The sequence below is a fragment of the Paenibacillus chibensis genome (genome assembly GCF_004001045.1).
GTDB lineage: Bacteria > Bacillota > Bacilli > Paenibacillales > Paenibacillaceae > Paenibacillus_AQ > Paenibacillus_AQ chibensis.
Genome location: NZ_BIMK01000007.1, coordinates 286,497 through 305,089, shown reverse-complemented (window position 1 = coordinate 305,089; position 18,593 = coordinate 286,497). Strand labels below are relative to the sequence as shown.

The window sequence follows — 18,593 nt, the reverse complement described above, 5'->3', positions numbered from 1 at the left end:
CTACTCCTTTATTTTCGGAATGGTAATGGTCACGATTGTGCCTTCTTCCGGCTCGCTCTGGATTTGTATGCCGTACATGCTGCCAAAGAACAGCTTGACGCGCTCGTTTACGTTGCCGATCCCGATTCCGCTTGTCGATTTCGTCCGGTGCTGCTTGTCATGCGTCGTCCAGATGCCCTCAAGCTGCTCCGGCGTCATGCCCATACCGTCATCCTCGACCTCGAAAATGATGACCTGATCCTGTTCGCGACCCCGAATCGTAATTTTGCCCGGCTCGGGTTTGTTGCGTACCCCGTGGTAAATGGCGTTCTCCACAAAAGGCTGCAGCAGGATTTTCAGGGTTTTGTAGTGCAGGATGTCCGGAGAGATGTCGATTTCGTATTCAAGCTGCTCGTCGTACCTCATTTTCTGGATCAACAAGTAGTTGGTGATATGCTCCACTTCGACCCGAATCGGCACAAGCTCCTTATCCTTGGTGATGCTTGCCCGGAAAAGCTTAGCTAAGGCGGAGGTCATGAGGACGACTTCCTCATGCTTCTTCTGCTCGCCCATCCAGATGATGGAGTCCAGGGTATTGTACAAAAAGTGAGGATTGATCTGGGATTGGAGGAGCATGAGCTCGCTTTTTCGTTTGCTCTCCTGATTGTCGATGATTTCCTCCATCAGATTTTTGATCTGTGCCGTCATCAGGTTAAAGGAGCGCCCCAATTGACCGATTTCGTTGATCGGCTCGATATTGGTCCGCACATCAAAATTACCGCGTTCAACCTTTTTCATGTCCCGCTGCAAGATACGTAAAGGCCTGGAGATTCGGTAGGACAGGATCAGCGAGAGAATGAGCGAAAAGAGAATTCCGATAATAGCGAACAGCAAGATGGAATTGCGGATCGTGCCCTCGTTGGCAATCAAGTCTTCGGAATACGCGACGCCGACGATTTTCCAGCCGAAATTCGTATCCTGCACGGAATAAATGCGCTTGCCTTTGTCGTCGTTGACGTTAAAGGAGGTGCCGCTTTGCGCGGCCGTGACCTTGGCGATCGGCTCGGATCTCAGGTTGCTGTAGATCAGCTGCTGCTGCGGGTGATACACAATATTGCCGTTGTTGTCGACGATGAAAACGTAGCCTTTTTTGCCCATATTGATTTTGCTGCAAATGTCGTTGATGATGCTCAAATTGAGATCCACGAGAAAAATGCCTTCGCCGCGGATGCCGTCCGTGCTCTTCAGTTCGCGGCTGAGGGATACGACCCAGCGGTATTCGTTCTGGATAATGTTCTGAACATGCGGAGGGGAGATGACCGATTGGCCGCCTTTGCTCTTCGCTTCCTTATACCAGGATTGATCTTCCAGCTTGGTGTAGGGATTCAGGAGAGTGATCCTCCGGTCCGAAACGTTAAAGCCGTTGTAGCCGAAAACCATGATGGCCGAAATGTCCTTACGGGAGTAGAGAATGGCCTGGAATAAATCCGAAATCCGCTTCTCGTAAGGCATCCGGTCGCTTTTGCTGATAAAGCTGTTGTTCGAGATGTAATATTTGACGTCCTTGTTGGTCATGGCCAGCACGCTGATGTTTTCCATGTTGTCGATGTAGGACTGGATATTGGAATTGACCTGCCGGATGATTTCCTGCACGTAGCTCTGCGAATTCGTCTCGACAGCGTCGACCGACGAACGGTAGCTGTTCAAGCTGATGACCATGACGGTGACGAGAATCAGACATGAAAAGGTGAAAAAGATGCTGAGCTGAATGCTCTTGAACGGCGGAAAGGGAATAAGGGAGAAGCGCTTTTTCAATCTCGGCATCGCAATCAGCTCTCCTTGGCGTGCCGGTCACGGTATTCCCGCGGCGTCATGCCGGCATGCTTTTTGAAAAGAATGCTGAAATAATTGGGATCCCCGTAACCTACCTTCCCGGCAATTTCGTAAAACTTCAACGTGGTGTGCTGCAGCAATTCCTTGGCCTTTTCCATGCGGATACGGGTCAGGTATTCAACAAAGGTTTCACCGGTATGCTGTTTGAATACAAGACTGAAGTAGCTGGTACTCATCAAAACATGGCGGCAGATGTCCTGCAGTGACATTTTTTCTTCCGCGTAATGGGTTTCGATATATTCAACCGCTTTGCGGATTTGCGTCAAGGTATAATGATTGCGGTTATCGGCAATGTCCGTCATGACGGAAGAGACCGTTTCTTCCAGCCATGTCTCGATCTCATCCAGGGTCTTGAACTTGTATACATCGGTCAGACGGATCTGGCGGCTGTCCTCGACACCCAGCTCCTGCGTCGTATTCATCAAGGAGAGGATGACTTTCTGGATATGGAGGAGGCAGGAGTCGAGAGGAGCCATGCTCCCCTTGAGATCCGCCACGAATTCCTGGATGAGCCGCTGCACATCCTGCACGGAACCGGTCTTGACCAGCGATGCCAGCTGCCGGTCCCAATCGCTCCGCGGCTGGCTGCCGTACGAGGGTTTGCCTTCAAAATCAAGGATGCTCAGCACGCGGTTTTTGCCCAGCAAAAACCGGTAATCGAGCGCGGAGAGCGCGCTTTTATAGGAAAGGGGGAGCTCTCCTGCCGAGCGGCAGGCTTGTCCGACACCGATGCTGACCGTGAATTTCAGAAATTTATCAATGTAAAAACGGGCCTCTTCCGCAATGCGGTATGCCTGTTCGTAGAGAACGCTTTCCTCTGTTTCTCCGGAGAGCACCAGCACAAGCCGCTCCTCGCGCGTGCGGAAAAGCAGCAGGTTCTCCCGGAGGGCGATTTCTTCAAATACATTAAATGCGGCATAACGCAAAATTTCGGTATCATGCCCGGTATCGGTCCGGATATTGCGCAGGCCGAAATCATCAATATCAGCCACCAAGACAAGCTGGAAATGGAGAAGCGGAGCAAGGCCGAAATATTGAAAGCGCTCCGTGATTTCCGAAGCTCTCAGCCCATTCACCACTAGCCGTTCCAAAAACCGCTCTTTAAGCACCGGCAGGCTCTGCTTCAGCTGACTGTACAGGCGGCTCAAATCCTCATGCTGCTGGGCCACCTCGTCCATTTCCCGCTTGACCTTCTGCAGCAGATCTCGCATCTCATGCGCCGTAATCGGTTTCAAAATAAAATCCGAAACCTTCAGCCGGATGGCCTGCTGTGCATATTCGAACTCATCAAAACCGGTGAGGATAATGATTTTGACATATGGATATTTACGCGATACGGCGGCGGCAAGCTCTAGTCCATCCATGAACGGCATGGAAATGTCGGATATGATAACGTCCGGAACCGTGTGCTCCATCATCTCCAGCGCCTCGCGGCCGTTGGCATAGTCACCGATGAGCTCAAAGCCGTGCTCCTGCCAATTGATCGTGCGTTTTAACCCGTCCCGGACCACCGCTTCATCATCCACGATAATAACTTTGTACATCGGTGTTCCCCCCTGTCTGTGTGCGTTTCCGTAAGTTTATCTGGAATAATTATACTTTAAAAGGAGATTTGTGAATACTGGATAAAATAGCATCGTTCGACGCATGAACAGGCTCCAAACCTGATATAGGATGGAAATAGTCGGCTTTTTTCGGTTTTGACATGAATTGGGCACTGTGATTTAATAATTGATTATGCGATAAGATGCAAATTTCAGCAACTGCAGGAGGTGAACCGGTTGACAACGATCAAAGATGTGGCAAAGCATGCCAATGTATCCACGACCGTGGTCTCCAAAGCATTAAACGGCTATACGGATGTCAGCGAGGAGACGCGGAAGAAAGTGCTGAGAGCCGTGGAGGAGCTGAATTATTCTCCAAATATGCTCGCCAAAAATTTAAAGCAGAAAGTAACCAAGTCTATCGCACTCATTTTTTCTAATTTCGAGTATTCCAATGGCAAAGACGGCGTGTTGTTCAAAATGATGACGGGGATTTTCGAGGCGGCTTCACACTATAACTACGAAGTGCTTTTGTATACCCGCAACCTGTCCGAGCAGCAGGATAAATCCTATTGGCAGTTTTGTAAAGAGCACAAGGTGTCAGGAGCGGTCATCACCGGTTTGAAAACGACGGATCCTTATTTTCTGGAAATCGTGGACAGCAATTTTCCATGCGTCGTTATCGATGCCGATATCACCGGCAATAGTACCGGATCAGTGATGACGGATAACGTTGAGGCCGCCAAAAGCGCCGTCCTGCATCTGGTGAAGCATGGGCACCGCCGGATCGGCATGGTGAATGGACACAATTATGCGGTCGTCAGTAAAGAGCGGCAGGAAGGTTACCGGCAGGCGCTTGTCCAGAGCGGCATCGAATACGATCCTTCCCTTGTCGTCAACGCGGATTACACGGAAGAGCACGCCTATGAGCTGGCGGATTCTTATTTGCGGGCGCATCCGGATATGACGGCTGTTTTTTTCGCAAGCGATTTGATGGCGATTGGATTCATGAGCCGCTGCCGGGAATTGAACATCGATATCCCGTCCAGACTGTCGATCATCGGCTTCGATGATATCGTGCTTTCCAGCTATACGACACCCAGGCTGACGACAATCCATCAGGACTTTCAGCATATGGCCTTCACGGCATTTGAGCAAGTCATCCGCTTACTGGAGAAGAAGGAAGCAGGTCGTCATGAAAAAATTTCATTTCATTTGGTTGACAGGGAATCTGTGGCGATGCTATAATCTCACCGGAAGCGCTTTCAGATTGACTTCATATTTTTTTACCTTGTTCGAAATCGATTTCGAGTCAGGCCTATCAAGGGTTTCAGAGACAGACTGGAGTTGGAATACATGCTAAGTTATAACACAATACTGAGGCCTGAACTGGAGCAGTGGAGCTTTACGGAAACGGCATTCCATTCGCTGGCCCAAGGCAAGTGCGAATCGGTGATGTCTCTCGGCAACGGATATATGGGACTTCGTTCCGCAACGGAAGAAGCCTATATCGGGGCAACGCGGAATTTGTTCGTGAACGGCACCTTTAACCGGTTCGATGATTTGGAGGTCACCGAGCTGCCGAATGCGGCGGACGTGACGCAGGTGGAGCTGATGATTGACGGGAAGCGTTTTTCGCTGGATACGGGAACGGTGACGGATTATGAGCGCACACTGAATCTGCGCGATGCCGAACTGACCCGGACCTTCATTTGGAAAAACGCGGAAGGCAAAAGAGTGAAGTTCGAGTTCAAACGCTTTGTGTCTATGCAGGACCTGCATTTGATTGGCCTGAAGATCCGGCTTACGCCGCTGGATGAGGGGATTCATCTTCGGTTTGCCTCAGGCATCAACGCGCAGGTGAGCAATTCCGGCAGCCAGCATTTTCACGAAGGCGAGAAACGCATTTTTGACAAAAAATATTTGCAGCTCGTTCAGACGACGACCGAATCCAAGGTGGATTTCGTCCTGAGCGCATTGCACCGGTTTTGGATCGACGGCGTACCTTCGGATCCGGAACCGATGATGGAGATTGAACGGCGCAAGATGGAAATGGCCTACAGCTTCGATTTGAAGGCGGGGCAAACGCTGGAGATGCACAAGCTGATTCAGGTCCATACGAGCCGCGACGCTGACGTTCCAGATTCGGTGAACCTTGACAGCCTGCGCAAACATTCATTGCAAGCGCTTCAGCAATCGGAAACATCCGGATACGATCAGCTTTTCCGTCTGCATCAGCAGGCATGGGCGGCCATATGGGACCGCTACGCCTTCGAGATCGATTCGAAGAACGGCTTTGATCTGCTGGCGCTCCGGTTTGCCATTTATCACATGATGGTCATGACGCCAGTGCATGACAGACGCATGGGAATCGGGGCTAAAGGACTCAGCGGCGAAGGGTATAAAGGACATTCCTTCTGGGATACCGAGATCTTCATTCTGCCGTTCTTCATCTACAGCGACCCTAAAATTGCCAGAACCCTTCTGGAATACCGATTCCTTGGGCTGGAAGGCGCAAGAAGAAAGGCGAAGGAGAACGGGTATGAAGGCGCCATGTACCCATGGGAGGTCGCCTGGCCAAGCGATGGGGAAGTGACGCCCGTATGGGGAGCCGTTGATGTCGTTACAGGCAAGCAGACGAAAATCTGGTCCGGCTTTATCGAGCAGCATATCACCTCGGACATTGCTTATGCGGTATGGCACTACTATCAGGCGAGCGGAGACCAGCAATTCATGGACGAATACGGTTACGAGATGATCTTCGACACCGCGACGTTCTGGTCCAGCCGTCTGGAGTGGAATGAGGAGAGTTCCCGCTACGAGATCAACGAGGTCATCGGTCCGGATGAATACAAGGAGCATGTCAACAACAACGCGTTTACGAATTACATGGCTCATTTTAATCTTCAGTTGGCGCTCGGCTATTATGATGAACTGAGGGAGCGCAATCCGGAGCTGCTGAGCCGCCTCGATGCGTCGCTGAATTTGCAGGCGCGCGCGCGCCAGTGGCAGGAGAAAGCGGATGCGATTTATTTGCCACAGCCGGATGAACGGGGAATTATCGCGCAGGATGATACGTACCTGGACAAACAAATACTCGACCTGACACCTTATAAGGCACAGGCGAAGGTAGGAACCCTATTCCAGGATTACAGTCTCGATCAGGTGAACGAGATGCAGATTTCCAAGCAGGCGGATATTCTGATGCTGTTCTATTTGCTTGAAAACCGTTTCCCGCGAGAGCTCAAGCGGGCGAACTACGATTATTACGAGCCGAAAACGCTGCATGATTCTTCGTTATCCTTCTCGACGCACAGCATTCTGGCAAGTGATTTTGATGATGAACAACTCGCATACGAGCTTTTCCGCAGGGCAACCGAAATCGATTTGGGGCCGCATGAACACTCGTCTGATGCCGGAATTCATGCCGCCTCGCTCGGCGGGATTTGGCAGTGCGTGGTCATGGGATTTGCAGGCGCGCGCATGCTGGATGGCCAGCTGCACCTGCATCCTAAGCTTCCTGAAGCATGGGAACGTTTATCCTTCCCGTTGTACTGGAAGGGAGCGAAGCTGCAGCTTAGCATCACGAAGGAGCGGCTGGAAATACAGACCGAGGATAAGAATGAAGTCCACCTTGTTCTTTTCGGAAAAAAAGTGAGCTTTACGGGGCAGCTGCAATTTGAATTGATACACATTTAATTATCATTCAGGGAGGTCAATGTTTATGAAAAAATGGTCTGCAGGTCTCGCGTTTATTTTAATGTTCAGCATGGTGCTGAGTGCGTGCTCTTCCGGCTCGTCAGGCTCCACCAAAGATGCAGGTGCCAGTACAGAAGATAAAGGCAGCGGCAGTAAAGACAAGGTGGTAGAACTGAAATTCACGACTTGGGGCGAGCTTACGGCTGACTCGGTCGAGAAAAAGCTGGCTGACCAGTTCAATGAATCCCATCCGAACATCAAGGTTACCTTCGAACCGGTGCCGGGCGACGGTTATGCGACAAAGCTGACGACTTCGCTCGCGGCCGGGCAAGCGCCGGATGTATTCCTGATCGGCGAGGGCGATTATTTCAAATATGTTGACAAAGGTGTCGTTGAGCCGCTGGACGATTATCTCAAAGCCGACACCTCGTTCAAGACCGATATTTTCCAGCCTGATCTGATCAACATGGGCAAAATCAACGACAAGCTGTATTACCTGCCAAAAGACTTTAACCCGCTCGCTTTGTGGTACAACAAACGGATGTTCGATGAGGCGAAAATCCCTTATCCGAACGATCAATGGACTTGGGACGACATGATCACAGCAGCCAAGAAGCTGACGAAGAAGGATGGCAGCAAGGTGAAGGAATTCGGCTTCAACGCCACCAAGTGGGAATATCCGATCTATATCTATCTCTGGCTGAACGGCACGGATATCGGCAATGAGGACGGTACGAAAGCCGAAGGCTTCATGAACAGCGACAAGACGGTTGCTGCGCTGGAGAAATACGTAGCCCTGACCAAAGGCGCTGACCGCGTATCCCCGACTCCGCAGGATACCGAGACGCTTGGCGGCGACTCCTCCATGTTCATGACGGATAAGCTGGCCATGATGATTACGGGACGCTGGGTAAAAGGCGACCTGGACAAATCCGATGTGCAGTACGGATCGGCATTGATCCCTACCGGCGCAGGCGGTGAGCGTGCCAGCATTATCGCGGCGGCTGGCTGGGCGATGAACGCCAACGGCAAGCATAAGCAAGAGGCGTTTGAGCTGATGAAATGGCTCTCCGGAACCGAGGCCCAAAAGGCACGCTCCGAAAAAGGCCAAGTGCTGCCGGCTACGGTAGCCGAGCTTGACCAAGTGAAATCGACGGAAGTCGTTGATAAACCGGTTATCGAAATGATGAACTACGCGAAAAAACCGATCTCCATGCGTTCTGCCAACGCTCCGATTTTCACCGAAGAGTTCAACAAAGCGATGGAGAAGATACTGCTCGACAAATCCACCGTTAAGGATGCTTTGGATGAAGCGGCCAAGAACGTAGACAGCAAAATCCAGAAATAGGGCGGGAGGGTGAAGCGTCTGGATCATTACGCTTCGCCCTTCAAGCTACTCCGGATGAGGCGGCCCGTTTCCGGGCCGTCCGGCATCCATATGTCGAGGAGGTCACCATGCGAAATTCGCGATCAGAGAGAGCTGGCTACTTATTCATTCTTCCTTGGTTTTTGGGCTTATTGATATTTACATTGGGACCGATGCTGTTCTCCTTGGTGCTGTCCTTCAGCAAGTGGGACATTATTACGGGGATCGGTTCGATCGAATTTGTAGGACTCGACAATTTCAAGGCTATTTTTCATGATGAACTGTTTTACCAATCCCTGAAAGTCACGTTTATTTTTGCGCTGGTGTCCGTACCGCTGTACCAGATCGCATCGATTCTGATTGCCCTCCTGCTCAATATGCGCACGCGGGGGATGAAGCTGTTCCGGCTTATTTATTTCATGCCTTCCGTCATACCGGCCGTGGCCGTATCCATGATGTGGATTATGATCTTCAATCCGGAATACGGTATCTTGAACCGGGCCCTGGGATGGTTTGGAATTGAAGGCCCGGCCTGGCTGCAGGATCCAAGCTACGCGCTTGGGGCGCTGATTGTCATGGGCATGTGGGGCGTGGGCAATACCATTATCATTTACTTATCCGGTCTGCAGGGCGTTCCGGAAGAGCTTTATGAAGCCGCTCAGCTGGACGGCGCGGGTCCGCTCCGCCGGTTCACGAGCGTAACGGTGCCAATGATTTCGCCGACGATATTTTTCAACCTGATCATGGGGATCATTGGCGGATTTCAATATTTTACGCAGGCCTTCGTCATGACGAACGGAGGACCGCTAAACTCCACTCTCTTCTATAATCTCTATTTGTACAACAAGGCGTTCGTGAGCTTCGAAATGGGTTATGCTTCGGCATTATCCTGGATTCTGTTCGCCATCATCCTGATCTTCACCCTCATTGTCATCCGCAGCTCTTCCATGTGGGTCTACTACAATGGCGATGATGAGCGGGATTAAGGAGGGAAATTGACATGTTGATGAGCCATAAATGGAGCCTGGGACGGATGCTTACGTTTCTGCTGCTGATCGTCGGTGCCGCAATCGTGCTCGTGCCGCTGCTGTGGACGGTATCCACGTCACTCAAATCGCCGGCCGAGGTGTTTCAGGACTCGTTCATTCCGAAGGTTTGGCATTGGGAGAACTACAAAAACGCGGTCACGGCAGTACCGTTCTTCCTGTTTCTCAAAAATACGCTGATCATTCTGATTCCGGTCATGATCGGAACGGTGTTCTCGTCGGCGCTGTGCGCATACGGATTTGCCCGTTTCAGCTTCAAAGGGAAAAGATTCCTGTTCCTCGTCCTGCTGGCAACGATGATGCTGCCGGGACAGGTGACGATGATTCCGATGTTCATTATGTTCAAGGAAGCCGGCTGGGTCGATACGTTCCTGCCGCTGATCATTCCGTCATTTTTCGGTGGTGGCGCCTTTAACATCTTCCTGATCCGGCAGTTCATGCGCGGCATCCCGAAAGATCTGGATGAAGCGGCATTCATGGACGGGGCATCCCGCTGGAGCATCTTCACACGGATCATGCTTCCGCTCAGCAAGCCGCCGCTGATTGCGGTCGCCATCTTTACGTTTATGGGCGTGTGGAATGATTTTCAGGGACCGCTGATTTACCTGAATACGAATACGAAATATACGCTTGCGCTCGGCTTGTCCATGTTCAAGGGGCTGTACAATGTGGAATGGAATATGCTGATGGCAGCGACGGTGCTGATCATGCTGCCGGCCATTATCGTATTTTTCTTCCTGCAGAAGTATTTCATTGAAGGCATTTCCTTGTCATCAGCCATGAAGGGCTAAGCGAGACTGACAGGCGATCAATACGGAAAGAAGAGGAGAATTTGATGAAGAACGTGAGCAGCAGGCATCCGTTTCCGATTTATTTGACGGCAGGGGAATACATGAAGACGATCGGCACGCAGGATGGTTATTTTCCTGATCTCGGGCATCATCTCGCAGGCGAAATGGGTGGCGTTTGGCTGCATCCCATCAAGCTGCTCGATGGCTTTTGGCTGAGAGTGAAAGATAAAAAGCGGGATATATCCGTATGGGCGAAGGCCGATGAATTCATCAATCATCCTTGGGGCAGCGAATTCCGCTATGACCATGGTCTGGGCCATATTCCCGCATCCATAATTCGTACCCAATTTGCGCCCGAGCTGGAAAAAGGGATGACCGTGCGTTACGAGCTGCATAACTATTCCGATCAGGAGACCGAGCTGGAGCTGGAGCTGCTGTGCCGGACGGATCTGCGACCCGTATGGTTTTCCGAGGAAATCGGAATCGAGGACGGACAGGAGGACTGCTTTGAGACAGTATCCGACTGGGATGGACTTGCCAAGGATAGCGGTAACGACTGGTATGTTAAATTTGGGGCTGAAATGCCGGGCGTATCAGGACAGCAGATGCGGACAGGTGCCGATGTGCTGGGTCCCGAATGGACGGCAGGCAAAGGAACAGGCCTATCCATGACGGTCGACAAATCGCTTGCTCCAGGCGAAAAATATACGTTTGATGTGTACATCGCAGGCTCCTATACATCGTCTGAAGAGTGTGAAGCGACGTATGAGCGTCTGCGGCAGAACCGAAATCAGCTGCTGGAGGATAAACAGCGGATATTCGAGCGAATAGACAGCATGTCGCATTTGGAGGTCGAAGGCGAGGAGCGCCTGAATGATATTTTCAGCTGGGCCAAATGGAACACCCAGTGGCTCGTGCAGCGCGTGGATTTCATCGGGCGCGGCCTGACGGCGGGTTCGCCGCATTATCCATGGTGGTTCAGGTGCGACAATTCCTATTCCGTTCAAGGGTTAATGGCGATCGGGGACTTCGAACTCGCCAGAGACACGGTCGATATTTTGCGAAAAATGTCTATGGAAGCGAACGGCAACGGTAGGATCGTGCATGAAATTACGACGATGGGGGCTGTTGCCAATCCGGGCAATACGCAGGAAACGGCCCATTTCATCGGAATGATCTGGGATATGTTCTGCTGGACGGGAGATACCGGCTTTTTGCAGGAGAATTACGACATTTGCGTCAAAGGGCTCGACTGGCTGCTGCGGGAGATGGATCCGGATCGGGATTTATTCCCGTCAGGCTATGGCATCATCGAAATTTCAGGCCTGAACATGGAGCTGATCGATTCCGCCGTATACACCGCGCAGGCGGCTCGGGCACTGTCGCAGATGAGCAGGGTGCTGGGGGACTCCGGAAGCGCAGACGCGTATGAGCTGCTCGCAGACCGCATGAAAAAAGCGATCAATGACATGTATTGGTGCGAAGATGAAGGCCTCTTCGCGGACGCGGTCGCGCCGAAGAAGGATATCATTCCGAAAGCCGACCATCTGGTCCGTGTCGCCGAGAAACACGGGATTACCGGATACCGCGACTACCTGGATCAGCTATTGAAGGGCAGCGGCGACGATGAAGCGGACCGCGGCTGGCTGCTCAACAAAAACTGGGTCATCGTTACGCCGATGGAATCCGGGATTGCCGATGAGGAGAAGGGCAGACGCGCGTTGGAACGGATGCGCAGCAGCGAATTTATCGGCGATTACGGCACGTATCTTTCCGGATTGTACCAAAACGAGATCATGACCATTTCGACAGGAGCGCATGCCGTCGCCGAAGCTGTTTACGGCAATGCCGATGCCGCGCTGGATTTGCTGCAGCGGATGATGCGTACCTTCTCCATGGCTCTGCCGGGTTCCATGAATGAAATGTCCCCGGACTATGGCTGTGCCGTACAAGCATGGACAGTGTATGCGATGGCGGTTCCTCTCATCCGTCACTTCGTCGGAATCAAGCCGCTGGCTCATTTGCGGACCGTGCATATGACGCCGCTCATCCCGTCGGCGTGGGAAGGCAAAAAAGTCTCGTTGAAGCAGCTCAGAATCGGCGACGCGCTTCTGGATGTCATGCTGCGATCCGAGCAGGGGAACATGCACGCAGAAATCGCCAATCCATCCGGCTACAAAGTGGTATTTGAATGGAACGGGCAGACGCATATATCCGATGAGAAGCTGATCTCCATAACGATGTCATGCCAATGAACATCAAACATCACACGTAGGGCATAGGAGGCATGGAAATGAAACTGCAGGCTGTATTATTCGATTTGGATGGAGTCATTACCGATACCGCCAAATATCATTTTATCGCATGGAAGCAAATGGCCGAGGGGATCGGGATTACGATCGACAGCGAGTTCAACGAATCCCTCAAAGGCATTGACCGGATGCAGTCATTGGAGCGGATTCTGATCCATGGGCATCAGGAGCAGCGTTACTCGCAGGCCGAAAAGGAACAGCTTGCCCAGGCCAAAAACGACGAGTACGTCGCTCTGCTGGCCAGTCTGGCGCCTGAAGACGCTTATCCGGGCATCAAGGAGCTTCTTCAGGAGCTGAAGGATAACGGCGTTCCGGCAGTTATCGCTTCGGCCAGCAAAAACGCGCCGCTGATTCTGGATGCGCTGCAGCTGACCGATGCGTTCCAGGCGATCGCCGATCCGCAAGGCATACCGGGCAAACCGGCGCCGGATATTTTCTTGAGAGGCGCCGGGCTGGTCGGGGCCGATCCGTCCTGCTGCATCGGCATCGAGGATGCACAGGCCGGTATTGAAGCGATCAAGGCAGCGGGCATGTATGCCGTCGGTATCGGCGAGCAGCGCATTCTGGGTCCGTCCGGAGCTGATTGGGTGCTCCCATCCACAAGTGGACTCACGCTTCGACAGCTGCTTGCTGCCGCTCACATGGAGTAGCGGCAGGAACGAAATAAGGCGGCTCGCAAGCCATACGGCTTGGAACCGCCTTTTTGTTTGATAAAGCAATCCTTCTGATTAATCAATGCAAATGATGAATCCACGCTTTCTCCCGATATTCCATCGGGGAGATTCCCTCCAATTCACGGAAAACCCGGTTAAACTGCTTGACGTTCTCAAAGCCGACCTGATCGGCAATTTCATATACTTTCCGGTTCGTTTGCTCCAGCAAGTCCTTCGCTTTATCAATCCGTACCTTCTTGAGATAGGGGACAAAGCTCATCCCCGTGAATTGCTTGAAGCTCTCGCTGAAGTAAGAGTAGTTGAGCGAGACATGATTGGATACGGTGGCCATGTTGAGCGGTTTGTCGTAGTTCTGCCCGATATAATCGATGGCCTCCTTCATTTCGGCATGACCGAGATGCACATCCTTGATATCTTTGATGTAGCCGTCCAGCCGGAGCAGAAGCACTTCGGCCTCATGGATATAGTCGCTGATCGTTCTGCTATTGTACAGATAGCCGATTTTTTTGCAGCTTTTCAAAATTTCCACCGAAGCTTCGCCATAGCTTGTAAACACTTGATCAAACACCAGCTCGTTCAGCAGCCGGCTGAGCTGCTCCAGATAGGAAATATCATAGCTTTTAATCTCCTGCAGATTCATGATTTCATGCCAAAGCTCCTGAATCTCCTGTCTCTTGCCGGTTCCCAGCAGATTGGCCAACCTGCGGATGCTCTCCTCCGGGAGACTCCGAGGGCTGGGGAGATGCTTGATTTCATCGTAATGAAACAAGAAGGTGCCCGGTTTCGTCTCCAGCATTCTATATTTCAAAGCGTGTATGGCTTGAACGTAGCTGTCCTTGACACGGCCCGCCCCCACGGCCTGAGAGCTGATGCCGATCCAGACATGAAGGCGCATATCGCCTGCATACTCGATAAAGCCCGATAAAGCTTCTTCGCCCGAATCTATCACGACCAGATTGGAATCTTTGTCCTCAAAGGCAATGGAATTCCCCGGGAGGGAATAATCCATCCAAAGCTTTCTAATGTCCGTGCTCCGCTGTTCGCTATTCTTGATCACGCCCGTTACGTAAGGGGAGTTTAAGAGATGCAGGCCGGCTTTGGCGCATCGCTGCTCGATCTCGTGCTCGGGAATGTCCGGATGAAGAAAAATATAATTCAGCTGATCCGCGGCCTGTTCCTCCCTGTAACGGTTCAGTTTTTCCAATTCTCGGCTGACATCCAGCTCCCGCTTCAGCTCATCCGTGATCCGTCTCATCGCCTTAAACAGTTCATCGCGCACAATGGGCTTAAGCAGATACTCTTTGACCTTATACAAAATCGCCTCTTTGGCATATTGAAAATCATCATAGCCGCTTAATATAATAACCGCCGGCGGACGGGCTTCCCGATTTAATTCCTGGATCAGCTCCAGGCCGTCCATGTCGGGCATGCGTATATCCGTGATTAGAATATCGGCTCTCATTTCATGGTAGATCTCGAGCGCCTCCGTACCCCCGGCAGCGAGCCGTATGGTGAACAAGGAGGGGAATTCTCTTTCAATCATGGCCTTGAGGCCTGTTCGGATGTTTCTCTCATCGTCGACGATTACAAGCTGATACATGTCAAGATACGCCTCCATTCACGTTGAAGTAAGGGACCTTCATCAAGACCCGGGTGTATTTGCCATCCTCACTCTCGACCCATAAGCCATATTCATAACCGTAAAACAGCTGCAGGCGCTGATGAACGTTCCGCAGCCCGATGCCGCTGCCGCTTTTTTCGCTGCGTGCCAACACGTTTTCGGACGCGGTCTGTTCACCGGATTCCGTGCTGCGAATCTTATGGTTTAACTGCTCGGTTTTCTCCGGGGTCATGCCTCTGCCGTCGTCTTCGATCAAGATGACCTGCGTTCGGTTCATGGGAAAGGTTCTCAGCGAGATATTCAGGTCGGCATCGCCGGAGGCGCTGCTGCGCAGGCCGTGCTTGACGGCATTTTCAATGATAGGCTGCAGGGACATCTTCAGAACTTCCAAATCCAGTTCCTGCTCCTGAAGCTCCGCATGGAAATGGATCCGCTGATCGAAACGCAGGTTCATCAGGGCAATATAGTGACGGATATGGTTCAATTCCTCGCGCAGGCGCACATATTCGCTGCTCCATCTGAGGTTATAGCGCATCATGCTCCCAAGGGAGGTCAGGGCGTCGGATATGGGCTGCTGATTCTCGACTTCCGCCAGCATTTTGATATTTTCCAGCGTGTTGTACAAAAAATGGGAGTCGATCTGATTTTTCAGCGTCTTCAGCTCGGCTTCCTTCGTGGCCGCCTGTTTGTTGACGGCATCGGCGATAAGCTCGTTGATCTTGTTGATCATTTTCCGGAAATGATGGGTGAGCTCGCCGACCTCGCTGCCGCCGCCGACCGGAAGCTGGATATTAAAATCGCCGAGGCGGATTTTTTTCATGGAAAGCGTCAGCTGCCGCAGCTTCTTCAAGATGAGCGAATTGAGAAAAAAGGTTGATACGGACAAGATCGCAATCAGGATGACATTGACAAGCAGCATGGTGTTTCTCGTTTTATTCAGCTCAGACAGCACGGCCTCCATGGATGTCAGCTGTACCACATACGACTTGATGCTGTCTATGTATGCATATACGACGAGGTAAGGCTTACCGGACAAGCTCATCTCGAAATGCGCCAGCGTCTTATCATCTGTTAGGTGAAGCTTATCCCCTATGCGTGCGTCTGCCAATTGATCGGCAGAGAGCATGGAGGAGGACGCGGAATAATACAAGCGGCCATTTTCGTTCAGGATAAGCATTTGGGATTGTCCGTTATGGTCATGAACCTTGTAGGTGCTGGGAAAAAAGCTGGTCAACAGCATATCGACCTGAATCAAGCCGACATGGCGGCCTTTCGGATATTCGAGCTCGCGCAGCAGTGACATTTTCTGACGGAATTCCTTTTCATCCAAAACGAGGTTATGGATCGGATCCTTGTCCCGTTCCGAAATTTGCCACAGGCTCGCCCCGTCCAACCGGATCAGCTCCTCGTACCATGGCTCGCTTTGCACGCGGTTTTCCTTCAGGAATACCGGCCAGATTTCGCTGATATAAGGATTGTCCGAGAAAATGCGGATATGCTCGATATCCGGGTTGTTGAATTGAAGCCGCAAAATGTTATTGACGGTGCTGTTGCTGAAATCAATGAGGTCGGAGGTTTCCGGCTCGCTTGATCGGTCGAGATAATACATGACTTCGCGGTCCGATATGGCAAGCTGCACGGCCCGCTCCATCGTCTCCATATTATTTTTGATGTTCGTTTTCTCGATTTCGATCGAGCTCTCGCTCTTTCGCATGACATCCTTCGTGAAGCTTGTATTCAGCTGCCTGAAAATGATGAACGAGAAAATGATGCTCGGAATCAGGATGATGATGATATAAGAAAAGAACAAGCGCTGCTGCAGCGAGTAATGCTCAAGCCTGTGAACAAGTTGTAGAAAAATGGCGCGAAAGGGTTTGAACATAGGACACACTCCGAAAGCCATATTGGGATAACAAGACGAAAATCCAAAAAGCCCGCGCAAAAATGGGGCTTTTTGGATGGATATGAAACTGCTGTTTACATGTTAATTCAGAAACTCCTGAAGTTTTTTCACGTTATCCTCGAATTTGGTCTGCTTGAAAGCTTCCACTTTGTCGAAGCCGGCTTTATTCCGCTTATCGAGGAAGTCGTTCCAAATTTTATCGAATTCTTCATCCGATTTGCTGAGCAGGAGCTTCGGCAGCGTTTTGCCCCAGGTTTGGGCGATTTTGTTGCTGGCGACGCCTTCCTCGGAATTGCCCGTCGGATTGATGTTGTCGTACTGGGAGAAGCTCTTTGTTTTGCCTTTGGTCCAGTCTTCCATTTGCTTGAACGGCTCGACACTAGGCGGCTGCCACTGCAGAATCATGTTCGTGTCCTGCATCATCCAGAAGGTGAGGGAGGAGCCGTATTTCTTGTCAAAAGCCGAACGGTCTTTATTCAGCAAATCAAGCACTTCGGGCTTGAATTGGTCTTTGCCGTCGATCGTGTCGTAGCTGACGCCTTTTTCGCCGAGGTACAGGTCTTTCTGGCCTTCCTCGCTGATCAGGTATTCCAGGAAGCGGATCGCTCTGGCTTTGTCCTTGACCTTCTTCGAAATGAGCGTTACCGTCCAGCCGGAAATGCCAGGGCCGGCCAGCGTTGGCGGATCCATTTTGGAGTTCGCCGGTCCGTCGACTGCGATGTAGACGGAATTCGGATCTTTCGCGTACAGGGCGTTCTCTTGGGCCGTCAGGTCGCTGCGCTGATACATCATGGCAAAGTAGCGGCCTTGGGCCATTTTTTCTTCCATTTGCGGACGTTTATCAATGAATACGTCCTTCGCGAGCAGACCTTGCTCGTTCGCCTGACGGATCGTTTTCAGCCAGCGGATATACTCCGGATCGGTTGTGCGATCGTACAGCTTGCCGTCCTTCTCGTAAGGGATGGCCAGGAAATTTTGCAGGTAGCCTTCCAGGCTGCCGTTGCCCGTGTCGCCGAATTCGGTCAAACCGAACGGAATCAGCGGCTGTCCTTCAACTTCTGGGAATTTCTCCTTCGCGGCTTTCAGCGCGTTCAGGAAGCCTTCCGGTGTGCGCATATCCGGTTTGCCGAGCGCCTCGTACATATCCTTACGGACTAGGAAGGTTTGGTTCGACAGATATTCTCCCGAATATTTTTCGAAATCCTTTGGCGAAGAGGAGGAGTTCGGATAAACGTACGTATTGCCGTCATCCTGTTTGTACCAGGCCATTTTGGCCGGATCGGCGACTTTCATGAAATAAGGATCGTATTCATCCGCGAGCTTGTTCAGCGGGAGTACCAGATCGCCCTCGATCATCGACTTCACGCCGTCTTCCCACCAGCCGAGCGTAATGAAGTCCGGCAGGCTTCCGGATGCGATCATGGTGTTCAGCTTCTCGTTTTCGTTGCCGGCAGGCACGATAAAGTTCAGATTGACGCCGGTTTTCTTCGTGACATACTGCGAGGTCGGATCCACGCCCCATTTGTTGGCAAACCAGGAGAAGTTCAAATACCAATCAAATGTAATCGGCGAAGTGTCGATTTTCCAGCCCGGCTCATCGGCCGATACCGTTTTCGTCTCGGTGGCCGGCTCGGTTTTGTTATCCGGCTGCTCCGCTGCCTTGGGTTCATCCTTGGTGGCTGAGCCGCCGCACGCGGCGAGCGACATCATCAGCGTGAAGGCCAGCAGCAGCAGGCTGCTCTTGCGGAAATGGCTTGTTCTCATC

Annotated in this window: 12 protein-coding genes; 7 read left to right on the top strand and 5 right to left on the bottom strand. The window is 51.7% G+C overall.

The window, feature by feature from the left end:
* Together PCH05_RS07940 and PCH05_RS07935 are read right to left on the bottom strand one after the other, a co-directional pair.
* The gene (locus PCH05_RS07940) at positions 1-1,803 is read right to left on the bottom strand and encodes a cache domain-containing sensor histidine kinase (RefSeq protein WP_127601827.1); all 1,803 of its coding nucleotides are present in this window, start codon (positions 1,801-1,803) and stop codon (positions 1-3) included.
* A 5-nt stretch (positions 1,804-1,808) separates the two neighbouring features.
* On the bottom strand, positions 1,809-3,416 hold the full coding sequence (locus PCH05_RS07935) for a response regulator transcription factor (protein ID WP_127601826.1): 1,608 nt from the start codon (positions 3,414-3,416) through the stop codon (positions 1,809-1,811).
* Between the two features lie 237 nt (positions 3,417-3,653).
* Here PCH05_RS07935 and PCH05_RS07930 point away from each other — a divergent pair, with 237 nt between their 5' ends.
* The 7 genes from PCH05_RS07930 (at position 3,654) to pgmB (ending at position 13,280) form a co-directional block, all read left to right on the top strand.
* Positions 3,654-4,664, top strand: coding sequence for a LacI family DNA-binding transcriptional regulator (locus PCH05_RS07930; protein WP_127601825.1), 1,011 nt, complete (start codon positions 3,654-3,656; stop codon positions 4,662-4,664).
* 108 nt (positions 4,665-4,772) lie between these two features.
* On the top strand, positions 4,773-7,115 hold the full coding sequence (locus tag PCH05_RS07925; protein WP_127601824.1) for a glycoside hydrolase family 65 protein: 2,343 nt from the start codon (positions 4,773-4,775) through the stop codon (positions 7,113-7,115).
* Positions 7,116-7,140: 25 nt separating this feature from the next.
* Complete coding sequence (locus PCH05_RS07920; RefSeq protein WP_127601823.1) at positions 7,141-8,463, top strand: ABC transporter substrate-binding protein; 1,323 nt, start codon at positions 7,141-7,143, stop codon at positions 8,461-8,463.
* Between the two features lie 107 nt (positions 8,464-8,570).
* Positions 8,571-9,467: a carbohydrate ABC transporter permease gene (locus PCH05_RS07915; RefSeq protein ID WP_127601822.1), complete on the top strand. Its 897-nt coding sequence runs from the start codon at positions 8,571-8,573 to the stop codon at positions 9,465-9,467.
* 14 nt (positions 9,468-9,481) lie between these two features.
* Entirely contained in the window at positions 9,482-10,318 is an 837-nt protein-coding gene (locus PCH05_RS07910; RefSeq protein WP_127601821.1) for a carbohydrate ABC transporter permease, read from the top strand.
* A 44-nt stretch (positions 10,319-10,362) separates the two neighbouring features.
* The gene (locus PCH05_RS07905; RefSeq protein WP_127601820.1) at positions 10,363-12,573 is read left to right on the top strand and encodes an MGH1-like glycoside hydrolase domain-containing protein; all 2,211 of its coding nucleotides are present in this window, start codon (positions 10,363-10,365) and stop codon (positions 12,571-12,573) included.
* Between the two features lie 38 nt (positions 12,574-12,611).
* A complete protein-coding gene (gene pgmB / locus PCH05_RS07900) occupies positions 12,612-13,280 on the top strand; it encodes a beta-phosphoglucomutase (RefSeq protein WP_127601819.1) in 669 nt (222 codons plus the stop codon).
* Between the two features lie 82 nt (positions 13,281-13,362).
* Here the strand turns inward: pgmB and PCH05_RS07895 are convergent, their stop codons facing one another.
* From PCH05_RS07895 to PCH05_RS07885, 3 genes are all read right to left on the bottom strand, one after another.
* Entirely contained in the window at positions 13,363-14,904 is a 1,542-nt protein-coding gene (locus PCH05_RS07895; RefSeq protein WP_164766577.1) for a response regulator, read from the bottom strand.
* Between the two features lies 1 nt (position 14,905).
* On the bottom strand, positions 14,906-16,807 hold the full coding sequence (locus PCH05_RS07890; RefSeq protein ID WP_164766576.1) for a cache domain-containing sensor histidine kinase: 1,902 nt from the start codon (positions 16,805-16,807) through the stop codon (positions 14,906-14,908).
* A gap of 102 nt (positions 16,808-16,909) precedes the next feature.
* The gene (locus tag PCH05_RS07885; RefSeq protein ID WP_127601816.1) at positions 16,910-18,592 is read right to left on the bottom strand and encodes a type 2 periplasmic-binding domain-containing protein; all 1,683 of its coding nucleotides are present in this window, start codon (positions 18,590-18,592) and stop codon (positions 16,910-16,912) included.
* Position 18,593 lies beyond the last annotated feature (1 nt).

Bases quoted from the DNA above. Each gene is read 5' to 3' on its own strand.
- PCH05_RS07940 (WP_127601827.1), bottom strand. From the start codon at position 1,803: ATGCCGAGATTGAAAAAGCGCTTCTCCCTTATTCCCTTTCCGCCGTTC.
- PCH05_RS07935 (WP_127601826.1), bottom strand. From the start codon at position 3,416: ATGTACAAAGTTATTATCGTGGATGATGAAGCGGTGGTCCGGGACGGG.
- PCH05_RS07925 (WP_127601824.1), top strand. From the start codon at position 4,773: ATGCTAAGTTATAACACAATACTGAGGCCTGAACTGGAGCAGTGGAGC.
- PCH05_RS07920 (WP_127601823.1), top strand. From the start codon at position 7,141: ATGAAAAAATGGTCTGCAGGTCTCGCGTTTATTTTAATGTTCAGCATG.
- PCH05_RS07915 (WP_127601822.1), top strand. From the start codon at position 8,571: ATGCGAAATTCGCGATCAGAGAGAGCTGGCTACTTATTCATTCTTCCT.
- PCH05_RS07910 (WP_127601821.1), top strand. From the start codon at position 9,482: ATGTTGATGAGCCATAAATGGAGCCTGGGACGGATGCTTACGTTTCTG.
- PCH05_RS07905 (WP_127601820.1), top strand. From the start codon at position 10,363: ATGAAGAACGTGAGCAGCAGGCATCCGTTTCCGATTTATTTGACGGCA.
- pgmB (WP_127601819.1), top strand. From the start codon at position 12,612: ATGAAACTGCAGGCTGTATTATTCGATTTGGATGGAGTCATTACCGAT.
- PCH05_RS07895 (WP_164766577.1), bottom strand. From the start codon at position 14,904: ATGTATCAGCTTGTAATCGTCGACGATGAGAGAAACATCCGAACAGGC.
- PCH05_RS07890 (WP_164766576.1), bottom strand. From the start codon at position 16,807: ATGTTCAAACCCTTTCGCGCCATTTTTCTACAACTTGTTCACAGGCTT.
- PCH05_RS07885 (WP_127601816.1), bottom strand. From the start codon at position 18,592: ATGAGAACAAGCCATTTCCGCAAGAGCAGCCTGCTGCTGCTGGCCTTC.